Below are 16,737 nucleotides of genomic sequence, written 5' to 3'. Positions count from 1 at the left end.
GGCGGCGGGAGGGCGTCCGGGGCATTATCATGGGTCGCATGAAGTTGAAAGGCGATGGGCATGGACCCTTGCCTCCGTTGCTGGCACAGTACGTCGAACTCAGGGATGCCTATCCCGACTACCTCCTGCTCTTCCAGGTTGGCGATTTCTACGAAGCGTTCGGCGAGGACGCCGAGCGGCTTGCCCGCGCCTTGGGGCTGGTGCTCACCCACAAGAGCTCGAAGGACTTCGTGACCCCGATGGCGGGGATCCCCCTCCGCAGCGCCGACGTGTACCTCGAGCGGTTGCTCGCCCAGGGGTTTCGCGTGGCCATCGCCGACCAGGTGGAGACGCGCCCCGGGCCCGACGGACTGGTCAAGCGCGAGGTGACCCAGCTCGTCACCCCCAGCACGGTGACCGACGAACGGCTGCTCAAAGCCGATGCCAATTACCTGGCGGCGATCGCCACCGGAGACGGTTATGGCCTCGCCCTGATCGATATCTCCACCGGTGAGTTCAAGGGGGCACACCTCTATTCGCGCTCGGTGCTCTTCGATGAGCTCGCCCGGGCGCGCCCGAAGGAGGTCTTGCTCGCTCCGGAGCTCTTTTCCGACCGGCGCTTTGCCGGCGAGCTACGAGATCGCTTTGCCACCATGCTCGGTGAGGGGGTCTTCGAGGCCGAGTCGGCGCGGGAGGTCCTCAAGGCCCACTTCGGGAGGCTGCCGCCGGGGCTCGATTCTACCGCCCTCCTCCGCGCCGCCGGGGCTGCGCTCGCCTATGCCTCCGAGACCCAGCGCGGTCGTCTGGGCCAGGTACGGCGGTTTTTGCGCTACGACCCGGGGGCGTACATGCGCCTGGATCGGGTGGCGCTGGATACGCTTGAGATCTTCGCCCCCACCCTCGGCGACGACGAGCGGAAGACGCTCTTTGGGGTTTTGAACCGTACCCGGAGTGCGCCTGGCCGGCGTTTGCTCCGCGAGTGGTTGGGGCGTCCCTTGCTCGATGTCTCCCTGATCGAAGCCAGGCTGGACGCGGTTGAGGTGCTGGTTCAGGACGCCGAACTGCGCGAGGCGGTGCGCCGGGTGCTCTACCGGGTGCACGACCTCGAGCGCCTGGCGTCGCGACTGGCGACGGGTCGCGCCAACGCGCGGGATCTGGTGGCTTTGTCGCGGAGCCTCGCCCTACTGCCCGAGCTCAAGGCCCGACTGCGTGGCCTGCCCCGGCTCGGGGAGCTGGCAGAGCGGATGCCGGAGCTGACCGAGGTCGCCGAGAAGATCGCCGCCGCCATCGTTCCCGATCCCCCTTTGAAGATCACCGAGGGCGGGTTGATCCAGGATGGTTTTGATGCCGAGGTCGATGCGTTCCGGGCCCAGGCCGAGGCCGGCCGGGCCTGGATCGCCTCGCTCGAGTCGCGGTTGCGCGAGGCGGTGGGGATTCCCACCTTGAAAATCGGTTACAACGGCGTCTTCGGGTATTACCTCGAGGTCACGCGCCCCTACTACGCCCGCGTGCCCAAGGACTGGCGGCCTGTCCAAACCCTTAAAGACCGCCAGCGCTACACCCGCCCCGACCTTAAGGAAAAAGAGCGGGAGATCCTCCGGGCAGAGGAGGCGGCACAAGCCAGGGAGCACGAGGTGTTCGCGTCGCTGCGCCAGGAACTCGCGGCCTACGTGGACGAGATCCGCGCCCTGGCCGGGGCCCTGGCCGAGCTCGACGTTTATGCCGCTTTCGCCGAGGTCGCCGTCGCCCATGACTACGTGCGTCCGAAGTTCTCCGAGGCGAGTCTCGAGATCATCGAGGGGCGGCACCCGGTGGTCGAGCGGAGCCGGCCCTTCGTGGCCAACGACCTTTCCCTGGGCGAGGATGTTCGGATCATCGTGCTCACCGGGCCCAACATGAGCGGCAAGTCCACCTACCTGCGCCAGGTGGCCTTGATCGCGCTTTTGGCGCAGGTAGGGTCGTTCGTTCCTGCGAGCAGGGCCACCCTTCCCGTCTTCGACCGCATCTACACCCGAATCGGTGCCGCCGACGACATCGCCCGGGGGCGCAGCACCTTTACGGTGGAGATGGAGGAGCTGGCCGAGATCCTCATGACCGCCGGGCCGAAGAGCCTGGTCTTGCTCGACGAGGTGGGGCGGGGCACCTCGACCTTCGACGGGTTGGCGATCGCCTGGGCCACGCTGGAAAAACTGCATGAGATCGGGGCGTTTGCCCTTTTCGCGACCCATTACTTCGAGCTCACCGAGCTGGCCCAGAGGCTTCCCCTGGCAAGGAATTTCCACGTGGCGGCTCGCGAGGAGGCCAGCGGGCTCGTCTTTTATCACCAGGTGCTCCCCGGGGCGGCCTCCCGTTCCTACGGGATCGAGGTGGCGCGCCTTGCGGGCGTGCCCCCGGACGTGGTTGCCCGCGCCCGGGAGGTTCTCGCCGGGCTGGAAGCGCGGGGCAGCGGCGTCGAGCGGGCGGTCCTCGATGAGCTCCTCGCCCTCGACCTCACCCGCTTGAGCCCGATCGACGCCCTCCTCACCCTGAAGCGCCTGAAGGAGCGGCTCGGTGTGGCCGATCCCGCCTAGACCGGGGAGCGTATGATTCGACGGCTTCCCGAAGCGCTCGTCCGCGAAATCGCCGCCGGGGAGGTGATCGCCGATCCTTCCGACGTGCTCCGGGAGCTGGTCGAGAACGCGATCGATGCCCGGGCCCGGCGCATCGAGGTGTTTTTGGACGGGGGTGGGATTCGGCGAATCCTGGTCCGGGATGACGGCCAGGGGATCCCCCGCGACGCTTTGGCGCTGGCCCTCGAGGCCCACGCTACCTCGAAGCTCAATCGCCTCGATCGGATCGAGACCCTGGGCTTTCGAGGCGAGGGGCTCTTCGCGATCAGGATGGCCGCGCGCATTCGCCTCACCAGCCGCCCAAAGGACCAGCTCGGCGGCGCGACGGTCGTGGCCGAGGGCGAGGAGATCCGTACCCTCCCGCCCCACCCCGCGCCGCACGGTACCGAGGTCGAGGTGACGCACCTTTTCCAGCGTCTGCCGGCGCGTCGGCGTGCCCTCGAGGCCCCCGAGATCGAGGGCAAACGTGCCCAGGCCTTGCTGGTGCGCTACATCTTGCATCATCCCGGGCTTCGCTTCCGACTGGTGACGGACGGCGAGGAACGTTTTGCATACGCCGGTCAGAAGGTCGGGGACGCGGTGCAGATGTTTTGGGGGACCGTGGTGGCCAACCGGATGATCGAGGTCGAGGCCGGCGAGGGGGGCTTTTTGCTCAAGGGTTTGATCTCAAGGCCCGAGCTCACCCGTGCCCGCCGTGACCGCCTGCTGCTCTCGGTCAACGGCCGGCCAGTCGCCTGGCCCGAGCCCCTGCTGCGCGCGGTGCTTCGGGCCTACGCTGAGCTCCTCCCGGAGGGGCATTATCCGCTCGGCGTGTTGAGTCTTACCCTTCCGCCGGAGACGGTGGTCGTCAACACCGATCCCAGGAAGTCGAGGGTGCGCTTGCTTGAGCTTGGGCGCGTTGCCGAGTTCGTGGAAAGGATGGTCGCTGACGCCCTCCACCGCCATAGCCTTGGGCCGACGCTTTCCGGGCTGACCCCGGTCGAACGGGCGCCGGAGGTCGCGCCGGGGGCATGGCCCAGGATGCGTTATCTGGGGAGCTTTCGCGATCTCTACCTCCTGGCTGAAGCCGGGGATGAACTGTGGATCGTGGATCAACACGCCGCCCACGAGCGGGTCATTTACGAGGAGCTGAAGGCGCGGATACGATCCGAGCCCCCGGTCACGCTCGAGGCGCCGGAACTCGTTCGCCTGAGCGCTGATGAAGAGACGCGATTGGCTCAACGCCAGGACTTCTTGCGCGAACTCGGCGTGTCGCTGGAGCCGTTCGGTCCCCAGCGTTACCGCTTGCGCACGGTCCCGCGTTTCCTACTCGGTCTTTCCGAGGAACATGGCGCGTTCGTTCGGAACCTGCTCGCGCCTGGGGATCCAGCGCGGTTGGTGCGGCGCGTTTTGGGGCGCCTGGCCTGCCTCCCCGCGGTCAAGGCCGGTCATGCCCTTTCCCGGGCCGGGGCCCAGGCCCTACTCGACGCTTTAGCGAAGTGCGAACTGCCCTGGGTCTGCCCCCACGGTCGTCCCACCGCGCTAAGGCTGACCGAGTTCGAGCTGGCCCGCCGGTTCGGACGGCGCGGACCCAGGGCGACGGCCGAGCAGGTAACGCTGCCTTCCCGCCAGGTCGGGAAGGATCTGGACCCGGTCGAACCCGAGGGCAGTTAAGTCGTTGGCCAGGGCGCCGATATTGCTCGGGTCGAGCTCCAGCACGAGCCAGCCCCCGGGCCTCAGTGCGGTGAAGGCTTGCCGTGCCAGGGGGCGGGCCACCGACAGCCCGTCCCTGCCGGCAAAGAGCGCCTCAGCGGGTTCGAAGGCCAGCTCCGGCGGCGCCGACTGGGCGAATGTTTCGGGAAGGTAGGGTGGGTTTGAGACGATGAGGTCGAGGTCTTTGAGATCGGCGGTCAGGGGGGCGCGAATGAAGGTGATCGAAAGGCCGAGCCGGTCGGCGTTCTCCTTTGCCTGGGCCAGCGCCTGAGCGCTGGTGTCGGTGGCAAAGACGGCGGCATCGGGAAAGAGCGTTTTGAGCGCCAGGGCGATGGCGCCGCTGCCGGTCCCCACATCGAGGACCTTTGGCGCGCCGTCCATGGCGATCAGAGTGTCCCGTGCCAGCGCCACCAGCCCCTCGGTCTCCGGCCGGGGGATGAGGACCCCGGGACGGACCCTAAGCGGGAGACCGAAGAACTCGGTCTCCCCGAGGATGTACTGCAGGGGTTCGCGCCGGGCTCGCCGTCGAAGGGCGGATCGAAGTCTGGGGGCGAAGCCCTCGGGGAGCGGCTGGGAAAACCGGGCGAAGAATGCCTCTGGGCTTTCCCCGAGCAGGCCGGCGACGAGGATTCGCGCCTCGGCCCCGGCGGCGTCGATGCCCGATTGTTCCAGGACCTGACGGGCGTAGGCGAGGGCTTCGCCGCGGCTTTGGATCCTGGCCAGGCGCATCACCCACCGAGGGCTTCGGTTTCCTTGGGGAAGATCACCACGTGGCGGGCATCACCCTCCCCCTGCGACTCGGTGTAGACCTGAGGGTGATCCTTGAGCGCGATGTGCACCGCCCGGCGCTCGGCGGGCGACATGGGCGGGAGGGCGACCGGCTTGCCCTCGGCAAGGACGAGTTCCAGCGACTCCATGGCCAGGCGTACCGCCCGATCTTCCCGGCGTTTCCGGTAACCAGCGGCGTCGAGGCTTGCCCGGTATTCCCGGCCGAAGTGCTTGCTGAGCACCGCGTTCACCAGCTGCTCAAGCGCCTTGAGCGTCCGTCCGTCGCGGCCGATGAGCCGCCCCAGATCACCGCCGAGGACCTCGACGTAGATCCGGTTGCCCTCGGTTTTGACCTCGATGGTGTAGGCGGGGTCGAGGTAGAGGAGAAGGCCCACCAGGAAGTGCTCGACCACCGTTTCCGGCGTCTTCGGGATTTCCGAGGGGGGCGCGGACTCGATCGGCGGCGCGTGCGGGGCGTCTTCTTCGCCGATGCCCAGGCCCTCGAGGAGATCGTCGAGGTTTTTCTTCTTTTCGCTCATAAGACCATTATCCCCTAGCCGCCTGGGCCTGGATTTGCTGGTTGATGAGCCATTGCTGGATCAAGCCGATGAGGGTGGAGAAGACCCAGTAGATGGTGACGCCCGAAGGGAACTGCAGCACCAGGTAAACGAAGAGGAGGTTCATGAAGAGGCTCTGGCGGATGGCGTCTTTGTTCCCTTGGGACATGAGGAGGGTCTGCGCGATCATGACCCCCACGTAGAGCACGGGCAGGATGTAGTAGGGATCGGGCAGCGAGAGATCAGGAAGCCACAAAAAGCCCTGGCCGAACTCGTAGTAGGCGATGACCCGCCAGAGGATGAAGAGGATGGGCAGCTGGATGAACATCGGCAAGCACCCGGCGGCGGGATTGACCTTGTGCTCGGCGTAGAGCTTCATCATGGCTTCGTTCTTTTTTTCCGGGTTGTCCTTGTACTTCTTGTTGATCTCGTCGACGAAGGGCTTGAGGCGCTGCATCTCGGCCATCGACTTGAACTGCTGGTGCATGAGGGGCCAGAGCAAGAGGCGCACGAGCACGGTCAGCAGCAGGATGGCCAGTCCCCAGTTTCCGCTGATGCGGTAGAGCGCCTCCATGAGGTAGAGGAGCCCCAGCGAGAGCTTGCCCCAGATGTTGGGGGCAAAGAGACCGGGCAGGTTGAGCAGTCCCTCGGCGTGGTAACGCACCAGCTCGTTCTGGCCGCCGTAGACCCGGAAGACCGTTTTTCCGGCGGGGAGCGCGAGCTTTGCCACCGCGCCGCCGGACACGGCTTCGAGCGAGGCGTTGACCGGCGAGGTGGGCCAGAGAACGAAGGCGTAGCCCCGGGTGGGGGCCGTTTGCATGGCGACGTAGACGGCGTCGCCCTTGCCCGAAGGGAGGGGAGTTTGCTGGCCTTTGGGCAGGAGCTTCGTGACCGGCCGGTCTGACTTGCCAATACCCGACCAAACGAGGGTGGCTGGTGATGCGAGCTCGACTTCGACCTCGGCGGTGTAGTGCCGGGGGCTGATGCGCCAGGTCAGCTTCGCGCCCGGGCCCTCGAAAATCGCGACCAGGCGGTCGCCCTCCTGCCCGAAGCGCTTGGCCTTCAGGGTGAGGCCCTCGAGGGTTCCAGGTTTCGGCAGGCCGGGGGGGATGAGGTTGAAGGCGCGGCCGTAGTCTTTGATTTCGCGACCCTTGACCGGCTTCACGTACCAGCCAGCGATCTCGCCATTTTGGGAAAAGGCGATGTCAACGAGGTTGGTCACCGCCACCATCTCGGGTTGGCCATCACCGTTGGTGTCGACTTCCTTCCAGCTGGCTTTAAGCGCCAGGCCCGGTAAGAGCAACAGAATAAAGAGACCTACGACTCGTTTCATTGGGACTTCCTCTTTCTCGCCACGAACGAAAGTTCGATTCTTTCCGGGACCGGATCAAATCCGCCGGGGTTCAAGGGGTGGCATCGCAGGATGCGCCGGACGGCCAGGTACCCGCCCCGAAGGGCGCCGTGCCGGGCGACCGCCTCGTAGGCGTAGTGGGAGCACGTGGGGTGGAAGCGACACGTGCGGGGCTTCAGGGGGGAGATCGCACGCTGATAAAAGCGTATCAGCGTCAGAAGGATCCAGCGCATACCGACCGCCATTCTTACACTTTTCCAAAGGTAAGGCTACCCCAAATTCCCGCCCGGCCACGAGGGCCGGTTTGGGAATTCGGGGGCCGAGCAGGGGGCGCGTTGCTAGCCGCCGTAGAACCAGCCGGTATCCCACATGACCAGCGGCCTGGCCTCGTAGCGCACTCCGGCGTTGATGACCTCGGCCACGAAGACGGTGTGGTCACCGCCGCCCACCTTGCCCGTAACCCTGGCCTCGAGCCAGTAGGGCAGTTCGGTGAGGAGCGGGGCCCCGGTCTCCTGGCCCGGCTCGTAGGGGTGGCCGTTGAGGGTGCCCGCCTCGAGGCGGGTGGGGCCGAAAAAGTCCTGGGCGATTGGTTTTTGATCGAAGGCCAGCACGTTGAGGGCGAAGGCGCCGCCGGCTTCGACCAGCTGGTGGAGCTGGCTGTCGGCTTTGATGGCCACCATGATTCGAGGGGGTTTGAAAGAGGCTTGCGAGACCCAGTTCACCGTTCCCGCGGCCACTGCGTCATCCTGAGCCGCGGTCAGCACGTAGAGGCCATAGGTTAGACTGCGCAATACCGTTTTCTTACTTTTCTCGTCCATCTCACGCTTGGTATAACCCCCGAGGGGTTGGCTCAACGTGGCCGGTGGCACGATAGCGGCGCTTGCGACTTCAGTCGCGAATTGTTATCATTCCGTTTTGGAGAGAGGGGTGTTGTGAATGGAACGAGAGAACGAAGTCAAGGTGCTGCGTATCGGTGATCGGTTTCCCGAGATCACCCTCCCGGCTTACTTTCCCGATCGGGGTGAAGAGGGCACGATCGATTTCGCCCAGCTCTCGGCCGAGGGTAAGTGGGTGGTGCTGGTCTTCTACCCGGCCGATTTCACCTTCGTTTGCCCCACCGAGCTCGCCGATTTCGCCCGCTTCCAAGATGAGCTGAAAGCGCGTGACGTGGTTCTGGTCGGGGTGAGCACCGACACGGTCTACACCCACAAGGCCTGGCTGGAGTCGGAAAAGCTCCTTAAAGATGTCCGCTTCCCGCTGGCTGCCGACCACACCGGCCGCTTGGCCAGGTTGCTCGGCATTTATAACGACGAGGACGGCACGGCCCTGCGGGGCACCTTCATTGTGGACCCCGAGGGCTACCTCCGCGCCTTTGAGGTCACCTGGTACAACGTGGGTCGGAACGCGGAGGAGACGGTGCGTTTGATCGACGCGTTTAAGTTCGTGCGCGAAAACCCCGACGCCGCTTGCCCGGCCGGCTGGCGCCCCGGTCAAAAGACCCTGCGCCCCGGTCTCGATCTGGTGGGCCATGTTTATGAGGCCCTGACCGAGAAGGATCGTTGAGCAAGCCCGGTGCTTTGGCCGGCCGCCGCAAGGCGGCCGGCCAAAGTTTGGCAGCAGCCTATCCGGAGATGAGGCCGGCTTTGACCATGACCTGGGTGAGATCCCGGGCCAGTTCCTGAAAGCTCGCTCCGGCCGCTTCGGGCTGGGCGATGATCATGATCTCGGCGGGGGGGAGGTGGCTGCGGCGGACGAGTTCCCTCAGGCGGCGTTTGACCTTGTTGCGCACGACCGCCTTGCCTACTTTTTTGGAAACGACAATACCCACCCGCACCTCTTGGGTGCGGAGCGGGCGCCAGCGCAAACTCAAGTAGCGTCCGCGGGCCGAGCGGCCCCGGCGAACGCGGCGGAACGCCGTTTCCCCTTTGAGCGAGCGTAAGCGAGGGCGGGCTCGTTCCAAATCCAGCTACACTGCCAGACGCTTGCGCCCTTTGCGGCGCCGCCGGGCGAGCACCTTCCGGCCACCGGGGGTTCTCATACGCACGCGGAACCCGTGGGTTTTATGGCGCTTACGTCGGTTGGGTTGCCAAGTACGCTTCATCTTTTCCCTCCCGTTGCGGGTACGGACCCGCCAGCCCCGTGAGTTTAGCACGACGGGGGTCGTCTTGACAAACTCAGGCGTTCGCCCTAGCCTAAAACCTGGCGTCTGCCGGGATGGCGGAATTGGTAGACGCGCATGATTCAGGGTCATGTGCCCGCAAGGGCGTGTGGGTTCGAGTCCCACTCCCGGCACCACGAAGCGCCTCCAAATAAGGAGGCGCTCGTTTTATGATGGCGGCCATGAAGCGGGTCTTCTCTGGCATTCAACCGTCGGGTGAAATTCATATCGGCAACTACCTGGGGGCGATCAAAAACTGGATCGCTCTCGGCGAGCGCCTCGGCAAGGAGGCCTTTTTCTCCATCGTCGATTACCACGCGATCACCCAAACCTACGACCCCTCGAGCCTCAAAAAGCGGACCTTTGAAGCGGCGCTGGCCAACATCGCCGCCGGACTCGACCCGGAAAAGGTGACCCTCTTTGTGCAGTCTCAGGTGCCGGAGCACACCGAGCTCGCCTGGGTTTTTACCACCCAGACCCCCGTAGGCGATCTCACCAGAATGACCCAGTACAAGGACAAGGCCAGGCGCCAAGCCTTCGTCGGCGCGGGGCTTTTGATGTACCCGGTGCTGCAGGCCGCGGACATCTTGCTCTACAAAGCGGACACGGTGCCGGTGGGTGAGGACCAGCTCCAGCACATCGAGCTCACCCGCGAGATCGCCCGCCGGTTCAATGCGCGATTCGGCGAGACCTTTCCCGAACCCCAGGCCTACATCAACAAGGATGCGCCCCGGGTTCCCGGCATCGATGGGGCCGCGAAGATGTCAAAGTCGGTGGGGAACACCATCGGCACGCTCGAGGCCCCCGATTCGATCTGGGAAAAGCTGCGCACCGCCCCCACCGACCCGGCGAGGGTCCGCCGCAGCGACCCCGGTGAGCCCACCCGCTGCTTGATCTGGCGCTACCACACCTATTTCTCGGATCCGGATCTGGTCCAGAACGTGGTCGAACCGGAGTGTCGGCGGGCGGGGATCGGTTGCGTGGAGTGCAAGCGGCTGCTCTTTGATGCCATGATGCGCGAACTGGGGCCCATTCAGGCCCGGGCCGATCATTTGCGGCGGCACCCCGAGGTGGTGATGGATGCCCTCGAGGACGGCCGCAAGCGCGCCTCGGAGGTGGCGAGACCGGTGATGGAAGAGGTGCGGGAGAAAGTGGGACTCTTGCGTCCGGGCGATGCGACTCTTTCTTCGCGTTGACGGTTTCGAGGGGTCGGCGGAAGAACTCCTGGTCGCGGTCAAGGCGGGCCGGGTGGCGCTGACCTCGATTTCGCTTGCCCGTTTGATCGATGAGGCGCTGGCGCAAGTCGAGGGATGGTCGCTTGAGGCCAGGGCCAAGGCGGCGGTCCTGCTCGCCAATTTGATCGTGATTCGCCTGGGGCTTCATGAGCAAAAGGAAGAGGCGCTGGCGCCTGAGGCGGGCGAAGCGGCTCTGCAAAAGTTCGCCGATCTCGAGCGGATCGCCACCGCCCTTTCCAGCCGGGCCGAGTCGCGTCGTTCGGTCATCCCCGTACCCGCAGCGCCGCTGCCGCGGGACCTGCGGATGCCGCGTCTTTCGCCGAAAATCCTCCGCCGTTTCGTTCCCAGGAGTAGCGAGCCCCTGAGCTGGCCCAGGCTGGTTGGCTTCGGGCTCAGAGAGGCCTGGCGCCGCCTTCGCGAGCGGCTTTTAGGGGTCAAAAGGGCCCGGTTCGATCAGCTTGCGCCCAAGTCCTGGGGCACGCGCGCGGTGTACTTTGCGGCCTTGCTCGAGGCGGTAAAGCGGGGCTGGGTGACGATGGTCCAGCCGCGCTCCTACGCCCCGATCGACGTTCATCTTGCGGATCGCGAAGCGGGCCTTTTCGAGGAGTCGGTATAGTGAGCCTATGATGAGGGAGGGAGCGCTCGCGCCGGATTTTGCCCTGCCCGACCAGGATGGGCGCGTTTGGCGACTCAGCGAACTGCGCGGCCGGTGGGTCGTGCTCTACGTTTACCCCAAGGACTTTACGCCAGGGTGTACCCGAGAAGCCGAGGCTTTCCTGAAGGCCCAGGCGGCGCTTTCCCACGAGGGGGCTCAGGTGCTCGGCCTGAGCGCCGATCCGCCGGAACGTCATCGGCGCTTTGCTGAGAAGCTGGGACTTACATTTCCCCTCCTCTCGGATCCCGAGGCGAGGGTTATCCGTGAACTCGGTGCCTGGGGGACGAAGAATCTCTACGGCAAAAAGTCTGAGGGCATCCTCCGTCAGACTTACGTGATTGACCCCGAAGGCCGGGTGGTCAAAGTGATCCGGCGGGCCAAGGTCGAGGCCCACCCGGAAAAAGCGCTCGCGGCGTTGCGGGAGGCCAAGAATGAAGCTTGAGGCGTTGAAGCGGCAGGCGGCGCTCGCCGCTTTAAAGCACGTGGAAGATGGAATGTTGCTCGGGCTGGGCACGGGCAGCACCGTCCGCCACTTCCTCGTTGCCCTGGGTGAAAAGATCCAGGCGGGTGAGCTGCGGGACGTGCGCGGGGTGGCCACTTCGAACGTGACCGCGGCCCTGGCCGAGGAGTTTGGGATTCCCCTCGTTCCCCTGGAGGGGCCAGGCGTTGATCTGGCCGTCGACGGCGCCGATGAGATCGGTCCCGGCCTTTCGCTGATCAAGGGCGGCGGCGGGGCGCTTCTTGGTGAAAAGATCGTCGAGAATGCGGCTAAACACTTCATCGTGATCGCCGATCACACCAAGGTGGTCTCGGTTTTGGGCGAGCGTTTCCCCTTGCCCATCGAGGTCGTGCCCTTTGGCTACCGGCGGACGCTGGCCGAGATTCAGGCCCTGGGGGGACGCCCGAAGTTGCGGGGCTCCGGCGGGGCGCCGTTTAAGACCGATCACGGCCACTACATCCTCGACACCGACTTCGGCCCCATCGGCGATCCCTCGGGGCTCGAGGCCCTGCTCAAGTCGATCCCCGGCGTGGTCGAGGTGGGCCTTTTCGTCAACATGGCCGACCTCGCTTACGTGGCCGGTCCCGGTGGGGTGGAGGAACTTCGCCCTTGAAGCGGATCAAAGTCGATCTCTTTGGAACCAGGCCCGTGGGCCTGACCGTGGCCGTATGGGAAGCGGTTCGCTCGTGGATGCAGGAGGAAGGCGTCGGTGAGGTATGGTTCGAGGCCATGGGTCCGGTCTACACGATCCGCTTTAACGCCGCCGAAGGTCCGGTGCCTGGCGTTTATCTGCATGCAAGCGATCTCGGCGACCCCCGAAACCTCTTGGAGGGCCTCCAGGAAGCGATTATGATTTACTACGAGGAGCTCAATCTTCGGGATTAGGGGGGTGTGCCATGGGTGGCTATCGTGTCAGTGCGGAGGGTGTGGCCGGGTTTGCCGACGAGGTTGGCAACCGTCTTTTGGCCTGGCTGCGTGCACAAAACCTGCAAGAGGTACGTCTGGTGCCCAGGGGCTCGTATTTCGAGATCCACGTGAACGGTGCCCCGGAGGCGGTTCCGGGGGTTGTGGTTCCAGCCGAATTGCTCTCGGATGCCGAGGCGCTGCTCGAGGTGCTTGAGGCGGCGCGGCTGGTCTTTGATCACGAAACGGCCAAGGCGGATTGAGCCCCGGGCGTTGGCAAGCGGAAGGCCGGCCGACGGGGTGACCGGGGCGCTTCGTGTGCGGGTTTTGAGGAGGGACGATGGAACCACTCGCGTTTTATTGCAAGAAGGGGTGTATAACCTGTCAGAAAGCCGCCAACTGGCTTCAAGAAAAGGGCGTTCCTTTCGAGTTCATCGATTACACCAAGCGCTTGCCCCCCGAGGACGTCGTGCGGCGGATCTTCGAGGAATACGGAGCCAACGCGCTCCGGCGGCGGCATCCGCGTTTTAAGGAACTGAAGTCGGCCTCGATGGAGGCATGGCTTCGGGCCGTTCGCGAAGATGCCGGGGTCCTCATCCGCCCCATTGTGGTTTTGGACGCCGGGCATTACCTCGCGGGCTTCGACCCCGAGTTCTGGCAGGAGGCGCTTTCCCAGCGCGGATTCATCCCCCGCCAAGAGGGGTAAGGCCCGGGAGGTGAGTCCGTGGAAACCGGGATCGAGGTCCGGGGCCTGACCAAGCGCTACCGGAAAACGCTGGCCCTTTCGGGCATTGACTTTTCGGTGGCCCCGGGGGAGGTGTTCGCGTTGCTCGGGCCGAACGGCGCCGGCAAGACGACCACCCTCCGGATCCTGGCCGGGCTCATCAAACCGAGCCAGGGACACGTTCGGGTGGCCGGCGCCGACCCGGTCCGCGAACCGATGGTGGCCCGGCGGCGTTTGGGTTACGTGAGCGGCGGCATGGGGCTTTACGAGCGACTGACGGGTGAAGAGGTCCTTTCGTATTTCGGTCGGCTCTACGGCCTTTCTGGTGCGGCGCTTCGCCGGAGGATCGATGAGCTCGATAGGATCTTTGCCCTGGGAAAGGCGTTGGTGACCCGGGTGGAGGCGATGTCGAGCGGAATGAAGCAAAAGGTGCTCGTGGCCCGCGTGTTCCTGCACCGGCCCCGCGTTCTTTTGCTCGACGAACCCACGCAGGCGCTCGACGTCTTTGCCCGCCGGGCTCTGCTCGATCACCTGGAGACGTTAAAGCGCGATGGCCGGGCGGTGCTCTATTCGACCCACGTTTTACCCGAAGCCGAGGAGGTCGCCGATCGGGTGGGGTTTTTGCATCGGGGTCGGTTGGTTTATGTGGGAGGCGTCGATGAGGCCAAAACGAGGTTTTCTGCCCCCACCCTCGAGCACGCCTTCATCCGTGCGGTTGGGGGGGTGGAGGCGTGAGCGCCTGGTGGGTGATTGCCAAAAAGGAGCTCGCCACCTTCTTCCGGGACCGCCGGGCGCTTTTCAACCAGGTCCTTTTGCCGGTGCTGCTGATGCCGCTCTTCATGTTCGCCCCCACCCTCCTGGTCGAGCAGCTGAGTCAGGGCGCGGTCCAAAAAGTCCAGAAGATCGCGGTGGTGGGTCTGCCCGAGGCGGTGACGCGCGCGCTCGCTGCCGCCCGACTTCAGCTGGTCACCGAGCCCGACCCCGCCGCCGCGGTTCGCGAGGGGCGGGCGGATGCCGGGCTGGCTTTCGTCTCCGGATCGTACCGGGTGTACGCGAGGGTGAGTCAGGATGGGTTGAAGGCCCAGGTCGTGGTGGAGAAAGTGCGTCAGGTCCTCGAGGCCGTCAAACGAGAGGAGGTGGCGGGGACGCTGCGCCGGGCCGGGCTCGACCCCAGCGTTTTGGAACCCTTTTCCATTGCGGTCGAGGACGTCTCGCCGCCGAGCGCCAAGGGAGTCGGCTTTCTGGCCTTCTTGGTGCCGATGTTCCTGCTGATCTTCGTGATGAACGGCTCCCTGCCGGTGGTCCTCGACGTGACGGCTGGGGAGAAGGAAAAGGGGACCCTCGAGGCGCTCCTGGTCACCCCGGTGGGACTGCCCGCGGTGTTGTTCGGCAAGATGTTCGCCGCTTTGGTGGCGGCGGTGATGTCGACGGTGAGTGGGGTGGCGGGGCTGATTCTCGGCGCTCGCGTGGCCGCCGGTCTGGACTCCGAGGGGCTTCAGGCCGCGGGGTTTTCCCTCTCGCTGACCCCGGGCATGTTGCTCGCGCTCTTGGTGACCGGTGTGCTCTTTGCCGCTTTTGCCGTGAGCCTGCAGCTCATGTTCGGCATCTTCGCCCGCAGCTACAAAGAAGCCCAGGGTTACATGTCGGTGTTGTATCTCCTGTTGGTGCTGCCGGCGGCGATGCTCGGTTTCGTGTCCGGGTTCGTTGAGGTGGGGCCGGGGCTTTTGGCCGTCCCGGTGGTGGGGCCCTTCTTTTTCATCGACCAGGTGTTGCGGGCGAAGGCCGATTTTCTGGGTTACCTTGTGACCTGGGGTTCGTCGGCACTCTACGCGATGGTGGCGCTCTTTCTCGCCTACTTGAGCTTTCGCCGGGAAGAGGTGGTTTTCCGGAACTGAGCCCAAAAAAGCGCCCGCCTAAAATGGCGGGCGGAATTGCTTTCGGCAACCCGCCGTGGCGTTTGCCACGGCGGGCTCCGGAAACTGCGAGTGGCTGCCGATCGCCCGCGGGTATGTTCAAAAACGCGCAAAGCGCGATTAACGGGGAACGAGCCGATCTTTCCCCATGTATTCGGCCAAGGCCTCGGGCAGCCTGACCGTGCCGTCCGCTTGCTGGTGAATTTCGAGCAGCGCGGCGATGACCCGGGGAAAGGCCAGGCCGGAGCCGTTCAGGGTGTGGGGGTAAGCGGGTTTTTGACCCTTTTCCCGGTAGCGGAGCCGCATGCGCCGGGCCTGGTAATCCTCGAGGTTCGAGACTGAGCTCACCTCGAGCCACCTGTCCTGACCCGGCGCGTAGACCTCGAGGTCGTACTTCTTGGCCTGGGTAAAGCCCATGTCGCCGGTGCACATGAGGAGGCGGCGATAGGGGAGTTCGAGGGCTTCGAGGAGCGTTTCCGCCTCGGCGGTGAGGCGCTCAAGCCACTCGTACGACGTCTCGGGCTTGGTGATCACCACCATCTCCACCTTGTCAAATTGGTGGAGGCGGTTGAGCCCCCTGACGTCCTTGCCGTAGCTCCCGGCCTCGACGCGAAAGTTCGGGGTGTAAGCGGTGTAACGCTTTGGCAGTTCGTCAGCGCTCAGGATTTCTCCGGCGTGCAGGTTGGTCACCGGAACTTCCGAGGTGGGGATGAGGTAGTACCCGCCGGAAACCTCGTACATCAGACCCTCTTTGTCCGGAAGCTGGCCGGTGCCGAACGCGGCCTCGGGTCGCACGAGCAGGGGCGGCCGGACCTCGGTGAAGCCCCGGGCGACGTGGTGGTCGAGGAAGAAGTTCTCAAGCGCCCGGACGAGCCGCGCGCCGTCGCCGATGAACACCGGGAAGCCGGATCCCGAGATCTTGGCTCCGCGTTCGAAGTCGACGATGCCCAGCGTTTCGGCGATCTCCCAGTGGGGCCGGGGGGCAAAGGTGAAGTCTGGGGGCTGGCCCCAGGTTTTGACCACGACGTTGTCTTCAGGCCCCGTGCCTTCGGGAACCGAGGGGTGGGGTAGGTTCGGGATTTCCGCCAGCAGCGTTTCCACTCGCTCGCGCAGCGACCGGGCCTCGGCCTCGAGGACCTCGATTTTGACCTTGATGGCTTCGGCTTCGGCGATCAGGTCCCGGGCATCTTCCCCCCGCCGCTTGTGTTCCCCGATGGCGCGGGAGTACTTCTTTTGCTCGGCGCGCAGGGCCTCGAGGGTGGCCAGCCGTTCCCGGTAGGCGCGGTCGGTTTCTAAAAGTTCGTCGACCAGGGCCGCGGCCTCTGGCATCTGCTTTTTACGCGCGCCTTCCTTGACGCGTTCGGGGTCGTCTCGGATCAGCTTGAGATCAAGCATGACGCTCCTTTACTCGATGGACCGGGGAACTTTAAAGAACCCGTTGTCGCGTTGGGTGGCAACCGAAAGCGCACTTTCCGTTTCGAGCCCGGCTTCGGGCGCGTCGTCCCGGAGCCGGTTTACGAGCGCGATGGGGCGGACCATTTCCTCTTCGTCGTCCAGATCCAGGGCCCGGAGCGCCTCGAAGTGCTCGAGGATCTGCTCAAGGTCCCGCTGCATGCGCGCCCGTTCGCCATCGTCGAGGTGGATCCGGGCAAGGGCCTCGAGGTGTTGGAGGAGTTCTGGCGTCACCTTCATCG

General features: G+C 65.1%; 20 protein-coding genes, 1 tRNA gene and 1 pseudogene. 13 read left to right on the top strand and 9 right to left on the bottom strand.

Annotated elements, in window-relative coordinates; genetic code table 11:
- Nucleotides 1-29: 29 nt before the first annotated feature.
- A complete protein-coding gene (gene mutS / locus ACZ5BT_RS01795) occupies nucleotides 30-2,549 on the top strand; it encodes a DNA mismatch repair protein MutS (RefSeq protein WP_464884927.1) in 2,520 nt (839 codons plus the stop codon).
- Nucleotides 2,550-2,561: 12 nt separating this feature from the next.
- Nucleotides 2,562-4,241: a DNA mismatch repair endonuclease MutL gene (gene mutL / locus ACZ5BT_RS01790; protein WP_464884926.1), complete on the top strand. Its 1,680-nt coding sequence runs from the start codon at nucleotides 2,562-2,564 to the stop codon at nucleotides 4,239-4,241.
- Here the strand turns inward: mutL and prmC are convergent.
- The 5 genes and pseudogenes from prmC to ACZ5BT_RS01765 form a co-directional block, all read right to left on the bottom strand.
- Nucleotides 4,227-5,009 (bottom strand): annotated as a pseudogene (gene prmC, locus ACZ5BT_RS01785) (peptide chain release factor N(5)-glutamine methyltransferase); the annotation flags it as partial. The gene mutL and the pseudogene prmC sit on opposite strands and share 15 nt — an antisense overlap.
- Nucleotides 5,009-5,587 carry a Jag family protein gene (locus ACZ5BT_RS01780; RefSeq protein WP_464884925.1) on the bottom strand — a complete coding sequence of 193 codons (579 nt, stop codon included), beginning with the start codon at nucleotides 5,585-5,587 and terminating at the stop codon, nucleotides 5,009-5,011. The pseudogene prmC and the gene ACZ5BT_RS01780, both read right to left, overlap by 1 nt.
- Nucleotides 5,588-5,594: 7 nt before the next feature.
- Nucleotides 5,595-6,938 (bottom strand): YidC/Oxa1 family membrane protein insertase, encoded by a 1,344-nt coding sequence (locus ACZ5BT_RS01775; RefSeq protein ID WP_464884924.1) that lies wholly within the window; start codon nucleotides 6,936-6,938, stop codon nucleotides 5,595-5,597.
- On the bottom strand, nucleotides 6,935-7,189 hold the full coding sequence (yidD, locus tag ACZ5BT_RS01770; RefSeq protein ID WP_464884923.1) for a membrane protein insertion efficiency factor YidD: 255 nt from the start codon (nucleotides 7,187-7,189) through the stop codon (nucleotides 6,935-6,937). Before yidD ends, ACZ5BT_RS01775 begins: the two co-directional genes overlap by 4 nt.
- A 105-nt stretch (nucleotides 7,190-7,294) precedes the next feature.
- Entirely contained in the window at nucleotides 7,295-7,774 is a 480-nt protein-coding gene (locus ACZ5BT_RS01765) for a flavin reductase family protein (protein ID WP_464884922.1), read from the bottom strand.
- A 118-nt stretch (nucleotides 7,775-7,892) separates the two neighbouring features.
- Between ACZ5BT_RS01765 and ACZ5BT_RS01760 the strand changes: the two genes are divergently transcribed.
- Entirely contained in the window at nucleotides 7,893-8,519 is a 627-nt protein-coding gene (locus ACZ5BT_RS01760) for a peroxiredoxin (RefSeq protein ID WP_464884921.1), read from the top strand.
- Nucleotides 8,520-8,577: 58 nt separating this feature from the next.
- Here ACZ5BT_RS01760 and rnpA read toward each other — a convergent pair whose 3' ends face one another.
- Nucleotides 8,578-8,916 (bottom strand): ribonuclease P protein component, encoded by a 339-nt coding sequence (gene rnpA, locus ACZ5BT_RS01755; protein WP_464884920.1) that lies wholly within the window; start codon nucleotides 8,914-8,916, stop codon nucleotides 8,578-8,580.
- Between the two features lie 6 nt (nucleotides 8,917-8,922).
- Nucleotides 8,923-9,057, bottom strand: coding sequence for a 50S ribosomal protein L34 (gene rpmH / locus ACZ5BT_RS01750; protein WP_464884919.1), 135 nt, complete (start codon nucleotides 9,055-9,057; stop codon nucleotides 8,923-8,925).
- Nucleotides 9,058-9,164: 107 nt separating this feature from the next.
- On the opposite strand from rpmH, the gene ACZ5BT_RS01745 reads away from it, so the two are divergent.
- From ACZ5BT_RS01745 to ACZ5BT_RS01700, 10 genes are all read left to right on the top strand, one after another.
- Nucleotides 9,165-9,251 (top strand) — tRNA-Leu (locus ACZ5BT_RS01745).
- Nucleotides 9,252-9,296: 45 nt separating this feature from the next.
- Complete coding sequence (gene trpS, locus ACZ5BT_RS01740) at nucleotides 9,297-10,310, top strand: tryptophan--tRNA ligase (RefSeq protein ID WP_464884918.1); 1,014 nt, start codon at nucleotides 9,297-9,299, stop codon at nucleotides 10,308-10,310.
- Nucleotides 10,288-10,965 (top strand): hypothetical protein, encoded by a 678-nt coding sequence (locus ACZ5BT_RS01735; protein ID WP_464884917.1) that lies wholly within the window; start codon nucleotides 10,288-10,290, stop codon nucleotides 10,963-10,965. The genes trpS and ACZ5BT_RS01735 overlap by 23 nt, the downstream gene beginning before the upstream one ends.
- Before the next feature lie 10 nt (nucleotides 10,966-10,975).
- A complete protein-coding gene (locus ACZ5BT_RS01730; protein WP_464885742.1) occupies nucleotides 10,976-11,446 on the top strand; it encodes a peroxiredoxin in 471 nt (156 codons plus the stop codon).
- Complete coding sequence (gene rpiA / locus ACZ5BT_RS01725; RefSeq protein ID WP_464884916.1) at nucleotides 11,436-12,116, top strand: ribose-5-phosphate isomerase RpiA; 681 nt, start codon at nucleotides 11,436-11,438, stop codon at nucleotides 12,114-12,116. The genes ACZ5BT_RS01730 and rpiA overlap by 11 nt, the downstream gene beginning before the upstream one ends.
- Nucleotides 12,113-12,388, top strand: coding sequence for a hypothetical protein (locus ACZ5BT_RS01720; RefSeq protein ID WP_464884915.1), 276 nt, complete (start codon nucleotides 12,113-12,115; stop codon nucleotides 12,386-12,388). The genes rpiA and ACZ5BT_RS01720 overlap by 4 nt, the downstream gene beginning before the upstream one ends.
- An 11-nt stretch (nucleotides 12,389-12,399) precedes the next feature.
- On the top strand, nucleotides 12,400-12,669 hold the full coding sequence (locus ACZ5BT_RS01715; protein ID WP_464884914.1) for a hypothetical protein: 270 nt from the start codon (nucleotides 12,400-12,402) through the stop codon (nucleotides 12,667-12,669).
- 77 nt (nucleotides 12,670-12,746) lie between these two features.
- Entirely contained in the window at nucleotides 12,747-13,112 is a 366-nt protein-coding gene (locus ACZ5BT_RS01710; protein ID WP_464884913.1) for an arsenate reductase family protein, read from the top strand.
- 18 nt (nucleotides 13,113-13,130) lie between these two features.
- Nucleotides 13,131-13,865: an ABC transporter ATP-binding protein gene (locus ACZ5BT_RS01705; RefSeq protein ID WP_464884912.1), complete on the top strand. Its 735-nt coding sequence runs from the start codon at nucleotides 13,131-13,133 to the stop codon at nucleotides 13,863-13,865.
- Entirely contained in the window at nucleotides 13,862-15,025 is a 1,164-nt protein-coding gene (locus tag ACZ5BT_RS01700; RefSeq protein ID WP_464884911.1) for an ABC transporter permease, read from the top strand. The genes ACZ5BT_RS01705 and ACZ5BT_RS01700 overlap by 4 nt, the downstream gene beginning before the upstream one ends.
- 138 nt (nucleotides 15,026-15,163) lie before the next feature.
- Here ACZ5BT_RS01700 and serS read toward each other — a convergent pair whose 3' ends face one another.
- Together serS and gatC are read right to left on the bottom strand one after the other, a co-directional pair.
- Nucleotides 15,164-16,438 carry a serine--tRNA ligase gene (gene serS, locus ACZ5BT_RS01695; protein ID WP_464884910.1) on the bottom strand — a complete coding sequence of 425 codons (1,275 nt, stop codon included), beginning with the start codon at nucleotides 16,436-16,438 and terminating at the stop codon, nucleotides 15,164-15,166.
- 9 nt (nucleotides 16,439-16,447) lie between these two features.
- Complete coding sequence (gatC, locus tag ACZ5BT_RS01690; protein ID WP_464884909.1) at nucleotides 16,448-16,735, bottom strand: Asp-tRNA(Asn)/Glu-tRNA(Gln) amidotransferase subunit GatC; 288 nt, start codon at nucleotides 16,733-16,735, stop codon at nucleotides 16,448-16,450.
- Nucleotides 16,736-16,737: the final 2 nt, after the last annotated feature.

It is taken from the genome of Vulcanithermus mediatlanticus (assembly GCF_055385885.1).
The sequence above is the reverse complement of the archived record's forward strand: the minus strand, read 5'-3'. Positions and strand labels throughout refer to the sequence as shown.

What these genes read in the sequence shown, in the direction of transcription:
- mutS (WP_464884927.1), top strand. Translation starts at nt 30, where the DNA reads ATGGGTCGCATGAAGTTGAAAGGCGATGGGCATGGACCCTTGCCTCCG.
- ACZ5BT_RS01730 (WP_464885742.1), top strand. Translation starts at nt 10,976, where the DNA reads ATGAGGGAGGGAGCGCTCGCGCCGGATTTTGCCCTGCCCGACCAGGAT.
- mutL (WP_464884926.1), top strand. Translation starts at nt 2,562, where the DNA reads ATGATTCGACGGCTTCCCGAAGCGCTCGTCCGCGAAATCGCCGCCGGG.
- ACZ5BT_RS01765 (WP_464884922.1), bottom strand. Translation starts at nt 7,774, where the DNA reads ATGGACGAGAAAAGTAAGAAAACGGTATTGCGCAGTCTAACCTATGGC.
- trpS (WP_464884918.1), top strand. Translation starts at nt 9,297, where the DNA reads ATGAAGCGGGTCTTCTCTGGCATTCAACCGTCGGGTGAAATTCATATC.
- ACZ5BT_RS01780 (WP_464884925.1), bottom strand. Translation starts at nt 5,587, where the DNA reads ATGAGCGAAAAGAAGAAAAACCTCGACGATCTCCTCGAGGGCCTGGGC.
- rpmH (WP_464884919.1), bottom strand. Translation starts at nt 9,057, where the DNA reads ATGAAGCGTACTTGGCAACCCAACCGACGTAAGCGCCATAAAACCCAC.
- yidD (WP_464884923.1), bottom strand. Translation starts at nt 7,189, where the DNA reads ATGCGCTGGATCCTTCTGACGCTGATACGCTTTTATCAGCGTGCGATC.
- gatC (WP_464884909.1), bottom strand. Translation starts at nt 16,735, where the DNA reads ATGAAGGTGACGCCAGAACTCCTCCAACACCTCGAGGCCCTTGCCCGG.
- serS (WP_464884910.1), bottom strand. Translation starts at nt 16,438, where the DNA reads ATGCTTGATCTCAAGCTGATCCGAGACGACCCCGAACGCGTCAAGGAA.
- ACZ5BT_RS01715 (WP_464884914.1), top strand. Translation starts at nt 12,400, where the DNA reads ATGGGTGGCTATCGTGTCAGTGCGGAGGGTGTGGCCGGGTTTGCCGAC.
- ACZ5BT_RS01735 (WP_464884917.1), top strand. Translation starts at nt 10,288, where the DNA reads ATGCGACTCTTTCTTCGCGTTGACGGTTTCGAGGGGTCGGCGGAAGAA.
- ACZ5BT_RS01775 (WP_464884924.1), bottom strand. Translation starts at nt 6,938, where the DNA reads ATGAAACGAGTCGTAGGTCTCTTTATTCTGTTGCTCTTACCGGGCCTG.
- ACZ5BT_RS01710 (WP_464884913.1), top strand. Translation starts at nt 12,747, where the DNA reads ATGGAACCACTCGCGTTTTATTGCAAGAAGGGGTGTATAACCTGTCAG.
- ACZ5BT_RS01760 (WP_464884921.1), top strand. Translation starts at nt 7,893, where the DNA reads ATGGAACGAGAGAACGAAGTCAAGGTGCTGCGTATCGGTGATCGGTTT.
- rpiA (WP_464884916.1), top strand. Translation starts at nt 11,436, where the DNA reads ATGAAGCTTGAGGCGTTGAAGCGGCAGGCGGCGCTCGCCGCTTTAAAG.